General features: G+C 49.0%; 12 protein-coding genes and 1 pseudogene. 5 read left to right on the top strand and 8 right to left on the bottom strand.

Features of this window, described 5'->3' with window-relative positions; translation table 11 throughout:
- Positions 1 to 128 precede the first annotated feature (128 nt).
- The 3 genes and pseudogenes from AC6I77_RS19840 to AC6I77_RS19830 form a co-directional block, all read right to left on the bottom strand.
- Positions 129 to 869, bottom strand: a complete 741-nt coding sequence (locus AC6I77_RS19840) for a nitroreductase family protein (RefSeq protein ID WP_497817244.1) — start codon at positions 867 to 869, stop codon at positions 129 to 131.
- A gap of 380 nt (positions 870 to 1249) precedes the next feature.
- A pseudogene (locus tag AC6I77_RS19835) lies at positions 1250 to 1501 on the bottom strand (DUF4113 domain-containing protein); the annotation flags it as partial.
- On the bottom strand, positions 1467 to 1664 hold the full coding sequence (locus AC6I77_RS19830; RefSeq protein WP_039661606.1) for a hypothetical protein: 198 nt from the start codon (positions 1662 to 1664) through the stop codon (positions 1467 to 1469). The gene AC6I77_RS19830 and the pseudogene AC6I77_RS19835, both read right to left, overlap by 35 nt.
- Before the next feature lie 1106 nt (positions 1665 to 2770).
- Here AC6I77_RS19830 and AC6I77_RS19825 point away from each other — a divergent pair.
- Complete coding sequence (locus AC6I77_RS19825; protein ID WP_485523284.1) at positions 2771 to 3115, top strand: hypothetical protein; 345 nt, start codon at positions 2771 to 2773, stop codon at positions 3113 to 3115.
- A 119-nt stretch (positions 3116 to 3234) separates the two neighbouring features.
- Here AC6I77_RS19825 and AC6I77_RS19820 read toward each other — a convergent pair whose 3' ends face one another.
- The 3 genes from AC6I77_RS19820 to AC6I77_RS19810 form a co-directional block, all read right to left on the bottom strand.
- Positions 3235 to 3579 carry a hypothetical protein gene (locus AC6I77_RS19820; RefSeq protein ID WP_485523285.1) on the bottom strand — a complete coding sequence of 115 codons (345 nt, stop codon included), beginning with the start codon at positions 3577 to 3579 and terminating at the stop codon, positions 3235 to 3237.
- 29 nt (positions 3580 to 3608) lie between these two features.
- On the bottom strand, positions 3609 to 3854 hold the full coding sequence (locus AC6I77_RS19815) for a hypothetical protein (protein ID WP_225613828.1): 246 nt from the start codon (positions 3852 to 3854) through the stop codon (positions 3609 to 3611).
- Between the two features lie 201 nt (positions 3855 to 4055).
- Complete coding sequence (locus AC6I77_RS19810; RefSeq protein ID WP_485523286.1) at positions 4056 to 5270, bottom strand: hypothetical protein; 1215 nt, start codon at positions 5268 to 5270, stop codon at positions 4056 to 4058.
- A gap of 1269 nt (positions 5271 to 6539) precedes the next feature.
- Between AC6I77_RS19810 and AC6I77_RS19805 the strand changes: the two genes are divergently transcribed.
- The 4 genes from AC6I77_RS19805 (at position 6540) to AC6I77_RS19790 (ending at position 8335) form a co-directional block, all read left to right on the top strand.
- Entirely contained in the window at positions 6540 to 6731 is a 192-nt protein-coding gene (locus tag AC6I77_RS19805) for a hypothetical protein (protein WP_105099798.1), read from the top strand.
- A 35-nt stretch (positions 6732 to 6766) separates the two neighbouring features.
- Positions 6767 to 7060 carry a hypothetical protein gene (locus AC6I77_RS19800; RefSeq protein WP_110411916.1) on the top strand — a complete coding sequence of 98 codons (294 nt, stop codon included), beginning with the start codon at positions 6767 to 6769 and terminating at the stop codon, positions 7058 to 7060.
- Positions 7061 to 7502: 442 nt separating this feature from the next.
- Positions 7503 to 7883 (top strand): SecDF P1 head subdomain-containing protein, encoded by a 381-nt coding sequence (locus AC6I77_RS19795; RefSeq protein ID WP_008924575.1) that lies wholly within the window; start codon positions 7503 to 7505, stop codon positions 7881 to 7883.
- Between the two features lie 134 nt (positions 7884 to 8017).
- Positions 8018 to 8335 carry a hypothetical protein gene (locus AC6I77_RS19790; protein WP_008924574.1) on the top strand — a complete coding sequence of 106 codons (318 nt, stop codon included), beginning with the start codon at positions 8018 to 8020 and terminating at the stop codon, positions 8333 to 8335.
- 1024 nt (positions 8336 to 9359) lie between these two features.
- Here AC6I77_RS19790 and AC6I77_RS19785 read toward each other — a convergent pair.
- Both AC6I77_RS19785 and pdxR read right to left on the bottom strand, forming a co-directional pair.
- Entirely contained in the window at positions 9360 to 10736 is a 1377-nt protein-coding gene (locus AC6I77_RS19785; RefSeq protein WP_485523287.1) for a glycoside hydrolase family 10-like protein, read from the bottom strand.
- A 94-nt stretch (positions 10737 to 10830) separates the two neighbouring features.
- The gene (gene pdxR, locus AC6I77_RS19780) at positions 10831 to 12321 is read right to left on the bottom strand and encodes a MocR-like pyridoxine biosynthesis transcription factor PdxR (RefSeq protein WP_187513429.1); all 1491 of its coding nucleotides are present in this window, start codon (positions 12319 to 12321) and stop codon (positions 10831 to 10833) included.
- Positions 12322 to 12351 lie beyond the last annotated feature (30 nt).

Below are 12351 nucleotides of genomic sequence, written 5' to 3'. Positions count from 1 at the left end.
GCGCTTCGGTTAACAGGGAAATTATGTGTTACAACCTGGAAAGTCACATTTCGTTATAGTAACAAAATGAAAAAGGCCACCCGCAACGGTGTGCGAGTGGCCCTGCGTTTCACTCAACAAAGAGTAAATTATTTATCTGTGCCGAAACCCTGCTTCAGCAGTGCGGGCAGTACAGCCGGGAAATAGATGTTCTTGTAATAACCGCTGACGCTCTTGCTCCAGCTCTCACCGTCATCACGTCCGATGTTTTTCCAGTGCTGAACCATTTCTTCATTATAAGCCGCAATCTGCTGCTCCAGACCCTGAGTCTGGTAGGTCTCATCGTGGCGGAAAGTGGCCAGCGGCAGACGTGGTTTCTGGTGAGCGGGCTGGTCAACGTGACCGATTACCACGCCGGCAACCGGGAAGGTCATCGGTGGAAGATTGAGCAGTGAGATCATTGCCTGCGGATCGCGACGGATACCACCAATCGGCACAATGCCCAGACCTTCTGCACGTGCCGCGGCCATCACTGACCCCAGCGCAATGCCGATATCGGTTGAACCCGATACGATACTCTCAATACTCTGATGAGCGATCTGCTGCTGATCGACAGCGGCCATGCCGACCGCTGATTTATGCATATCCAGCACAAAGGTGATAAACACGGGTGCTTTGGCGATCCACGGCTGACCGCCCGCGATGGCAGCGATCTCGGCACGACGTCCGGCATCACGGGTAATGACAACAGAAACCTGCTGCGAGTTTACTGATGTTGGTGCGCGGTAAGCGGTACTAATTATACGATCCAGTACCGCTTCATCGACAGGTTGCTCAGTGAAACTGCGTTCACTTTTATGACTTGTAAAAATATCAATCAGTTCGCTCATGGTTCCTCCAATATAAAGCGCAACTATAACAGCACAGCGCATACATGCTTGGTAATTCGAGGGTTTTTGGGCGGGCTTTTGTAACTGATTTTTATCATGTACATGTCTATGTACACTTTTGAAATCTATGGCGAAGTCACCAGATTTAGATTGTAAACCTTACGGATCATTTGCCGTTTCAATCGTGGCAGTAACGTTTCCCGGCAAAATGATCCCCTTACGCCCCGGTCCGTCGACTGTCTCATGATGCGCGATAATTGGACCAGTGAACCAGGCATGACAGAGGGCGAAAGCCACAAACAGATTGAGCCACCCTGTTTTGGCAGTAATAAACTATTGCGTATCTCCATGCCACTACACGTGAAAATGCGAAATAATCATCACACCACCGGCAGGTCCGAAACCCTTGTGATATATGCCGGTGAAAGCATATCCCGCTTCATTGACCAGGATTTCTGGATACCCTGCCCTGCAAAAAAAAGACTGGCCTTGCCGCTCTGGTTGAGCCCATCAATCACTCGCATCAGAGCTTCGCTATTCGCCTGCGGCTGATATTCGTCAAACAGACTTAGCTGAGCCACCCCCTGGCTGAAGAAGTCACCAAGCATCACGCCCAGTTTCATATGCCGGTGTCGTGTGTGTCTCTATCCACTTATTCGCAGAGTTAAGTGTGTAATGCCAGTTCATCCGGCCAGGCTCTTTTAAAAAGTCGAGCGTGCTGATGGTAAATCGGCCTTCGGCATCGCGCTTAATCGCCTGCCTGAAAGCCATCATGATTTCGTAGTCGCGTGGCATGATAATTCCCCCTTTGATTAGTACTGTATGGATACACAGTAATTGCAGTTGGCAGGTTTGATCAAGGCGAAGCGTACAACAGATTTGTAAAGGGTCTGATGGCGCTGAATTTTTATCTGACGGTCGTTATGAGGCCATCCTAAAGGCATGATATCCGAAGCTGACTTTGCAACCTGAGTCAATCGAAATAAATTGTTGAACGTCTATTTCCTAATAATGGCGTTATGTGTATCCTCCGTGTTATCAGCCAGGGCTGATAGATGGTTTGCCCCAATTGAACAACTTTACGCCCGTGTAACGCGGGTTTTTTTATGCCTTCCGTTAAATTGCCGCTCCAATGATGGCTTACCAACGCAAAACCCACCCCGCAGAATCAATAGATGGCTTGCAGGTTATTTATTCCGTCGCAAATTTTACTACTGCTTTAGTCTGCAAAGAGCGAGAAGCGGACAATTTACCTTACCCATAAATTTTTTCTCTGCGCATTTACAAAATCATTAGAGGTGATTCGGCGGGAGTAATCGTTTTGTATGGCCGCTTTTTGGAAAAGCCGTCATTTGCAGCGAATCCAAAAGTATTCATTCAGCCTGCTGTTGATCGGCTTTGGTATAATCGTTTCAATTAGCCATGTATGACATAAGTCTTTTGAAAGCGCATGATTGCAGTCTGTAAGAGCAACAAAACTTCACTTCGGAAACGCTCGCTTTTGATTTAGAGCGGACATTCATAGTTCCTGAAAGATTCAGTTAATATGAACCGCATTTGATAATCTCCCGTCATCATGATTACAAAAAATATCGTTAACATTTTGTATGCATTTCTTTCAAAACGTCGCCATATTGTCAACTAATTACTCTTTATATGTAATCTTTTTGTTAATACTATTTACGCCAATATGAGGACTTGACTATGAAATCAGTTATCCAAGAGAAGATACTTACTTTAATTTTTTGCGTTGCGATTACAGCTGTAATTGTTAAGTTCATTTTGAAAAGTGCTTTTTAAGTTTCACATCCTTCTTTATCCATTTCATTAATAGTTGCTGTAGCAGTAATTATCTCAAACGTGATAGTAACAAAATTAGTTTCAAAAAGAGGATAAATGACATGCTTAGAGAACTGACCGAAAATGAAAGTAATATCGTCTCTGGCGGTAATGCTAACTCAGGTTACGAAGGCTCAAACTGCACCAACGCCGCGATTAAAGGGGGTGTTAACGGTGCAACGGGTGGTGCTGTGGCCGGTGCTATCCGTGTCGGTGTCACGGGCCTCGCTGGCGGCCCTGGAGGGGTAGTAGCAGGCGCGGGTGCCGGGGCTGCTGAAGGGGCTATTTATGGCGGAGTTCCAGGTGCTATTGGAGGGTATGTAGGTTGCCAGAATAGCGGCTCTGCTAACAATGGTGGAAACAGTAGCAATCTCGGCGTAGATTCCAGCGATAACAGCGTGAACTGACAGTGCCATTGGTAGCAGGTTAGGAAAGACTGAACCCTAACAGTCTACTATTGTATTTTCGATACCTCAGCTTTAGCCCATTTAACCGCATCATCAGCAAAGTATTGATTACCAGTTAATTAATCAACTACAAGCCCTCCTGCAAGACTTGCAATACAGGATGCCGTCGCTAAGGCAGAGACCCACTCAAGTTCATATCTGCCTGTTGATAAAACAATTGCTAAATCCGGAACGAAGGTAGCATTTAACTCATTAAGTTCACCATCATTATCCACTACATGTACATAATACTCGAAACCTGAAATTGAACCATTAACAGGGCAAGGTAAGAAGCCGCTGAACGTTAAAGGATCAAATTCATCATCCAGTACGCAGGGAAACCCTGCATGAATGGTTGAATCCCTAAGAAGAGAAGTAGGAGGGAAGTTTTTTTTAGCTATGTAAATACCGATATCGCGTGACAAGTCTTACTCCTTCTTAGTCAAGTTCTGGCTTATAACAATACATGGAAAACCAGATAATCAGCATCGTTATCCAGCCCCTGTGTGAAGGTGTCCAGCATGCCGCCATCCCTGACCATCACCAGCTGCAGGTTCTCCCACTTTTTCTGAAAGTCGATTTTCTTACCGTTATAGGTGCCGCCGACCACACCATAAGCGTCATTCAGTCCCCGTACGATGCCATAGGCGTCGGTATGGTGATGGATAGTCTCAAGCTGTTTGTTAATAAGGTTAAACATCTTGCCGCCAGTCCGCCCAAATATCAGGGCATTCTCACGCTGCTTCTGTTCTTCTGTGCAATGATTACGGCGATAGATGGGCAGGATGACGTTTTCATAGTATTCAACCGGCGACTGGCTGAAGAGCTGAGCATTGATAAGCGGGTTACCACGGAAGCGCTTTATGCCTTCCAGGCCGTTGAGCTCAATTTTGCTGGCATCTCATATACCCATTTTCATGAGGTCATGCGTGACCTGATTAGGTAATTTGATAATGCCGTTTAACCGGTTGTAAGCGGTCATCAGCGCATCACCCGCTGAGCTGCCCTTAAGCTCGCCGATAATCGGCTCAAGCTCGGCAAACAACGCTTTATTGCTCAGACCGAACGCAGCAGTGCCGGCTTTGGCCATAAACTGACGGTACTGGGTGAAATCGACATTGCCCCCGGAGGACTGGATTGCGCGGAAGGCAGCGTCAATGAGTCGGTTAATCCGCTCAGGGCTTTTCAGGCCGCCCGCGGTCTCAGTAAAGCGCAGCATATCCATCTGCTTCGCAAGCGTGGCTTCGCGCTGGTGCTCATCCAGAACGCGTGAGGCGAATGTGATACGCGCCAGCACGGGGGCAGCCAGTTTCGCCGCGCGCAGCTGCTCCTCCACAGACTTCATGCCGGATTCGCTGAATACGCCCTGCGCCTCCACCAGATACTTCAGCATGTCAGTAGCCGATGAGCCACGGACCCACGTGGTTTCGGCAAAATGCATTGCTTCCTCTGTGGTCGCCTGACTCATGCCGAACTGTCTGAACTTCTCAGTCATGGTCTGGTACCGGGCAGCCTCGTCAACAAAACCCTTCAGCATGCTGAAGCCCAGATAGCCGGTGGCCAGATTGGTCATAACGGCAGAATATGAGCCTCCACCTGGTGGCCGGCCATTACCACCGCCGTGGCCAGAGCCACCCCATCCACCAGGAGGGACGCCGTTATTCCAGCCATGCCACCAGCGACTGTTTCCTGCAGGAGGAGGCAGCGCAGGTCCTCCGCCATGGTTCCCATATCCACTGCTGCCCCCTGCAGCCGCGGCACCAGCAGCAGCCCGAACGGGCAACGTTATGGCTGCACCATAGCTGCCCGCCAGCAGTGGCACATTACGGGAGGCCCGGTTGATGCGCTGTGTCTGGTCAGCAATCTCGCGGATGGCACCGGCATACTCACGCGCGCCGCGTGACGCACCAGAGAACATATTATTGAGGGAGCGATTGAGTGCCCGCAGCGCAGATGTCGCCTCGCGTGCCGCACTGGTCAGTGCTTTAATGTTCCTGGTGATGGTGAGGAACTTCTTGTTCAGTTCAATCGCATCACGGCTCACCTGCAGCAGGTTGCGCGTAATCTGGTCATCCAGCGCCAGCCGCACGGCTACACGGTAAGCCTTAACATCCACAGGAACCTCAATTTACGGGCATAAAAAACCTGCCGGAGCGGGTCGGGTTTTAAGAAAATAACATCAAAATTCGGTGCGACAGGGACTCTATAAGAGCCTCATACCACTCCTTCACTGTTGGATCGAATTGCAAAAACCATAGACTGAAGTAAACCCCTCCAACACCAGCGAGCATATGCAAGCTAAGATTGAACCAGTATGCGTGAGGCCGGTCAGCCCTCTTGATAAGCTCGCATCTGGACGTGCCTTTGAAAGTCTTGGTGTAGACACCAGTTCGGTAATAACTGATTGCTTGCATAACCATTACAAGCCCAGTGACAAAAATTGCAATTACAGTGAACCAAGAGCCGTAATCCATGCCGAATAATTCCTTTTATAACTAAGTCTTTAATTGAACCAGCCAGCTATCTGCATTTAATTATCATACGCATTTTTCGGCTCTGCATTTCCGTTTAATCTGCCATAGCCAGAAACTTTACACCATTATTTCCAGCTCATCATTTGAGCATTCACAAATTCCAGTCATTGCGAAAAGACCTGTTTTTTTATCAGGATTTCTATTCCTAAGCTTAAGCGTATATTGCCAATGGGGTCTTCCCATATGGCAAGGTTTAAAAATCATAAATGAAAAAAACAATCGTGGCTCTAATCACTCTGGCTCTCCTGGCACCATCTGTCAGCTTTGCACGCGGTGGTCATTACGCTGGTGGGCATGGCTCTTCTCACAAGTATGGTACGTATAAAAACGCTCGTACGGGCAATCATTATGAGAAGCGACACTGATTAATAGTATGGAATCCGTACTCAAAGCCCACTCCGCTGGGCTTTTTTGATTATGCTGAAAGAGTGAATATGCAAAAGAAAAGTTAAAGTTTGCAGCCAGTGTGCCGATAATCAATAACATGCCTGAGTGACTCTTGTGAATGATGATCATGTCAGTTGATACTATTTACCGGCACTTTTAAAAAGCCTGGGCTGAAACGCCACATTGAACACTTAGTGATGCTCAACTCCGTTTAATAGCTGAAAACTGCCGCCGGGACGAAATAGCTGCAATTCACTTTGTCATAAAACTGTGCAATGCCGATCTTGCTACATGCCCTGACTAGGATGTTGAAAAGCAATACCTGCTTCACAAAAACATTCACACATTACAGCGCCTGCTTGCTCAGATTGATTTGCTGCGCAAGCAATAAGCGGTGTTCATTCCCTGTGAATGATTAGGCCGGCAGTCGATACCATAAGTATGTAACTCAAGGAGAACGCTCAATGGAAAAACCAAACCCTCTCGCAGCCCTATCATTGATCATCTGGTTTCTGATGTTTATCCCATGCTTCCGCATGGCTCAGAAAGCTGGTTTCGGATGGAAGATGGCGCTGTTGCTTTCCTTCCCAGGTATCCATTTCATCATGCTCTACGTTTTCGCTTACAAGAAGTGGCCAAGTCTTCCACGCGCATGATAGAAGCACCAATTAATCTAAATGGATTTTAAGTAATGAAAAGATTAACGCCAGCTTTAACTTTTATTTCAATGATGATTACTTCTTTGACTGTTATTGGTGCAGAAAAAAGCACTGATAAAGTTGGTGCTTCAGGTAAATGCCTTGGCTACTTATCTATGTTTAATGAGGAAGATCTCAAGGCTAAATCAACCCGAACTCAAGATCTTCTTGATTTATACAGGTCATCTTTGTCTGAGGCCATGCAGACGTCTTCAATCAACGGGGAGCAGGTCATACCTGCTGATATTTACACACTAAGTATAGATGCATCAGCATTTGTTTCTTAATAAAGCCTCTGCCGGTACCATTATGTCCTCAATGGTACCGGACCAATCGTTCATACCAATGTAAACTGCTTAGTCTCATAAGAAAGAAAAACGTTTGCTGCCCCCGTCCGAACTCCTTTTCTGGTTAAATTCTGGCTGGCAAAATCGCACAACTCGGAGCCTGTGGTGGCCTGAGCGTAAGACCTGCAGCAGCTTTTTAATCGCGGGCACGGACAGGTATTTAAACGACATCAGGCCTGATACTGGTCACACTCATGGTGGCGGAAATGATGGACATTTTTAACAGGCAAGGGCGCGGTCGGAATAAGACCGGTTATGACTGATTCAGCTGACAGATGAGCCGGACTTTTTGCTACCTGATATCAGCCAGAATGCATGGCAGGTGCACATTAAGCTTCATGGTTTTATAATGATTTTTTAATGCTACGAATGGTGATATTGCATGCTTAAATCCGCGCTTTTTCTCGCTGCCCTGCTCTCTCCTTTTGCCTCTGTCGCCGGGCCCGGTAGTTTTATATTTGAAGTAAATGGTACAAAGGAAACATACTCACCAGGATGTATAAAATCAATAAGTTACGTGCCGAATGATGAGGTTGATTCTGAAAATGTTGATTTCACACTAAGAAATGAGTGTGGAAAAAAACTCTTTGTCAACACAAAGCAGAATATTGGTAAGAAGTTGTCTATTTATTACAAAGGCAATCTGCTTTCCAGCGCTACTATTGTCTCTGTACTCAGGAATACTTTCAGAATATCCAGTAAAGAGATGCCGCGCATAGTTCTGATGCAGCTTCTTTATGACTATGGGGTTAAGCGTAATTAGTGGAAATGTAGGGGAATGAAGTATAGACGAACGCGACAGGATTAACTTAGATTCAGACGTGTAGTAAGTATTACACGAGTGTTGGGCTGTAGTATCCGGGTGGCACTTGTACAATCTATCAAAGGAGAAAAACAGTGAGATGGCTTTTCTTATCCGGAATGTTACTTTCCATGATGGTAATAGCGGATGACCGGTCGTTCGAAACGCCAGAAGTAAAATGCCTGAATGAACACACTATCCCATTCATTAAGTCGGAAGTTCCGCCAAAAGAAATCGTTGATGAGGCCTATGTTACCTGTAAGCCAGAACTGGATGAGTGGAAGAAGTCGCAGGAGCCATTACCTGATGAAATGAAGCAGCACATGCGCAAAGAGCTTTATGACTTCTACATTAGGATGATTGGAAAAAGACGAAATTACGAAACAGGTAAATCATCAAAGGCTGCTCACTGAGACACTTTTTAACGTCTGCGCGGCTAAATTTTCGGGGTTATCAGAAGATGAACTTCCCTGGAAAACCAGACTCTGTATAACAGAAGGAGTAATGAAAATAGCCTACAAACCGAGAACATGTCCTTTCTGCAACTATCCGGGCCCCCAAAAAGAGCCGGATCGGAAATGGTCCTGCAGAAAGTGCGGCCTTGAATGGAAGCAGGAGCAGGATAATCGCGATAAAGATAAACAATGAATCCCGCCCTGCGGGGTTTTTTATTATCTGAAGACGGGTTCAGATATTCCCGGTACCGGTACGCCGCAGCCGTCTGACGTTTCGCACCTGCGACATCCTGCACTATCACGAAGATTGCGCCCGCATCGAGAGTCACCCTCACCGTAACTCGTATCCACCATAACAAGTCAGTGCGGCGCAGATCATTTAAGTTCCAGTACGTCTGACCACATACTGACTGGCGCATTCTCATGGGGAACACAGCATGGTTGTGGAAAAAGGTGCAGTTCAAATGATCGCAATGCCTGCTGATAATCACTCTTGTTTTCGACGACCTATTTTCCCGCCACGAACTGATCACGTATTCGATGGGCATAGGTGCCGATATCGACACGTTCATCCTGCCCATTCCAGCGATAACGGTATTGAATCATCATTCGGCCTTTACGTGATATCCGGACAGATAATCCGTCGCGATCCGTTTTCACCTGAACTTTTTCATATTCCTTGCCCGGCATTGAACTCAGGGCAGCATCTGAGAGTGCTATAGATTCTTTGGAGGTTGGGAATTATGTACATCATTATGTACACGTAAAAAGAGTAAGTGAAGAGAAACACCTGGAATACTGCGGAATACAAAAACTCATCAATTACCTGTTTTTTATGCGATTCGCCAGCTATCACGTGAATATACGGAATAGCCGGGAATCGAAAGAAAACAGATGGAATAGAAACTGTTATATAGCGCAGGAATAGCAGTAAGTCACAGGGAAAAACATAACCGCACTGGTCATGCTGATGTGGCCTTTTTCAGCCTCCCCAGCGGCTTTTAAGATAGCTCACCGCCTGCTGAGTCTGTGGCTGATTCAGATAGTTCTCTCTGAACAGAATGGTGCCGTTGATATTTGGGTTCGATTCATTGAGATTGAGCTGTTTTTTCAGCTCTGGCACACCACCCTGAAGCGTCCAGTCAGGCTCAATTTTTGAAGGTTCCCCCACTTTGTAGAGCGCCAGACCAATATAGAGCCGGGTTTTAGTGGGTTTAACCACCTCTGCCCACCAGTTTGCCAGCACGTCGTAACGGGCAGCCTGACGGGAAAATGGCCAGTACAGCTGGGGCGCAATGTAATCCAGCAAACCCTGCTGAACCCAGCGGCGGGTATCCGCAAAGGCTTCGTCATAAGCCGCCGCGCCGCGGGTATCGGAACCGGCGGGATCGTGTGACAGATTGCGCCAGACGCCCGCCGGGCTGACACCAAACTCAACCTCCGGCTTCAGCTGCTTAATGGTGCGAGATACCTGCTCAATCAGCTGCTGCGTATTGTGACGCCGCCAGTCTGCTTTACTGGCAAAACCCTGACCATAACGGCTGAAGGTCTGATTATCGTTGAGCAGCGAACCCGCAGATTCGGAATAGAAGTAGTCATCGAACTGCACACCGTCGATGGGATAGCGCGCGACAACCTCGGCCACAATGCTGGTAATCCAGTCACGCACCTCAGGAATACCCGGATCGAGCACATAGCGATCGCCAGCGGTGCGGATCCAGTCGCGATGCAATACAAAAACACTGGCCGGATTAAGTGACAGTGTGCGGTTCAGTTCGCTCACGGTAGAGGGTTTAGTGTTCACCGATACCCGGTAAGGGTTGAACCAGGCATGGACTTTGATACCGCGCTTATGTGCCTCATCCAGCATAAACTGCAGCGGATCATAGCCAGGATCGTCACCGATTTTGCCGGTCAGCATATCGGACCAGGGCAGGATTTTTGAGGGCCAGAGCGCGGTAGCATCGGGCTTGACCTGGAAAAAGACCGTGTTAATCCCCAGGCTTTTCAGCTTATCCAGCTTGTCGGTCAGTGATTGCTGCTGCAGGCGAATACGCTCTGCCGCCGGACGGCTGCCATTCACCGACGCTACCGGTGGCCAGTCAAGACGCGATACCGTGGCTAACCAGACGCCCCGTACCGGTTCATGCACCTCAGGACGGTCTGGCTTGCCTGCAGGTAGCGGCTGTTTTGTTACGGGCGGAAAAGGCGTCACCAGCGATTTCGGCGGCTCAGATGCGCAACTGACCAGCAACAACGCCGCAGCGAGCGCGGCGCCTCGCTTAATAGCGGTTCTGGCCTGTGCAGAAAAGAGATTAAAGACGATGATGAACTCCAGTATTGTCTGGTCGGGACGCAAAGAGATGTATTCTCGGTGAGTCTGATTAAATGTCAATGCGTTAGCACAGCGGCAACGGTAAAATCGCCGCCATTAAAATCTGGCCCTGAACCCGCTAGCGCTGTGGAGTGAATTCAATACCGGCAGACGCCAGACAGGCTTTAAGGGTGCCAAACGCATCCTGACACTGCCGCTCATTAACACAGGCGTAGCCCAGCAGTAATCCACGCTCCTCCTGTGGGTGCATATAATATTGCGAAAGCGGCCTCACCTTGACCCCGCGCTTAAGTGCCTCTGCGGCTATCGCCACGTCATCAGCACCGGCTGGCAGCGGCATCACCAGATGCAAACCGGCTTCATGGTTGAATGCCGGTAAAAAAGCAGGCCCCAGATAGCGCTCGATAAGCCGGCAGAGGAACTGTCGGCGCTGACGATAAAGCAGCCGCATGCGGCGGATATGCTCCATGTAATGACCCAGCCGGATAAACTCCGCCAGCGCCCGCTGAATCAACAGATGCCCACCGCGATAGAGCTCCGCCGCCGCAATGCGCAATGGCTGCGCCAGCGGTTTCGGCACCACCAGATAGCCGATACGCAGCGCGGGATAGAGCGTTTTGCTGAACGTACCCATGTAAATAACCGGTGCATCTGCTTCCAGACCCTGCAGTGAAGGGTGTGGCTGTCCCGAAAATCGAAATTCACTGTCGTAATCATCTTCAACAATCCAGCTCTGATGACGGCGTGCCAGAGAGAGCAATGCCTGACGACGGGCCAGACTGAGATGAACGCCCAGTGGATACTGGTGCGACGGGGTCACAAACACCATTTTGGGTGGCGGCCCGCTGTCCGGCACCAGGCCCTGCTCGTCCACGGGCATCGCGCGAATTTTCAGGCCATTCATACGCAACAGATTCCGTGTTCCCCAGTAGCCCGGCTCCTCCATCCAGACCCGATCGCCCGGATCGCAGAGCACCCGCGTCACCAGATCAACCGCCTGATGAACGCCTTCCGTAATCAGAATCTGATCAGCATCGGCTCGCACTGATCGTGCAACCCTCAGATAATCCACCAGCGCATGGCGCAAATCGGGACAGCCACCGCCGCTGCTGTAAACCAGACGGTGAACGTCAGGTTCGCGGTTCAGTCGCGCCTGAATCTGACTGAATAGCTTGTGGGGGAATTCAGTGACATCCGGTGCGCCAGGAACAAATGCGCCCCATTGATACGGTGATGCGGTTGCATGACCGAGTAGCGTGGCACCCCGCTTTGACAACGTCGCCGGTCGTTGCGCTTTCACAGCATGAAGATCGGCAATCGCATCGCTCTGCAGACAGTTTTCCGGCAGCGTCTCGGCAATCCAGGTGCCGCTGCCGGTTCGCGCCGTGACATAACCCTGCGCCATCAGGCTCTCATAGACATGCATAACGGTATTTCGCGACACACCCAGTTCCCGCGCCAGATCGCGTGTTGGCGGCAAGCGGCTTCCGCGCGGGAATACCTCTTCTATGATCGCGGCCTGCATACAATTCAGCAGCCGCTGATGTAATGAGCCCGTTCTTAGAAACTGTAACCGTGCTAATAGATGATCTGCGTACAACAGTCGCAATTGGCTCCACCTTTCCTCTCACAATTGGCT

Source organism: Pantoea sp. X-Soil-ISGK-259 (assembly GCF_059730705.1).
The sequence above is the reverse complement of the archived record's forward strand: the minus strand, read 5'-3'. Positions and strand labels throughout refer to the sequence as shown.

Coding starts and splice junctions, on each gene's coding strand:
- AC6I77_RS19805 (WP_105099798.1), top strand. CDS start 6,540: ATGGAAAAACCAAACCCTCTCGCAGCCCTATCATTGATCATCTGGTTT.
- AC6I77_RS19800 (WP_110411916.1), top strand. CDS start 6,767: ATGAAAAGATTAACGCCAGCTTTAACTTTTATTTCAATGATGATTACT.
- AC6I77_RS19815 (WP_225613828.1), bottom strand. CDS start 3,854: ATGTTTAACCTTATTAACAAACAGCTTGAGACTATCCATCACCATACC.
- AC6I77_RS19825 (WP_485523284.1), top strand. CDS start 2,771: ATGCTTAGAGAACTGACCGAAAATGAAAGTAATATCGTCTCTGGCGGT.
- AC6I77_RS19795 (WP_008924575.1), top strand. CDS start 7,503: ATGCTTAAATCCGCGCTTTTTCTCGCTGCCCTGCTCTCTCCTTTTGCC.
- AC6I77_RS19840 (WP_497817244.1), bottom strand. CDS start 869: ATGAGCGAACTGATTGATATTTTTACAAGTCATAAAAGTGAACGCAGT.
- AC6I77_RS19830 (WP_039661606.1), bottom strand. CDS start 1,664: ATGCCACGCGACTACGAAATCATGATGGCTTTCAGGCAGGCGATTAAG.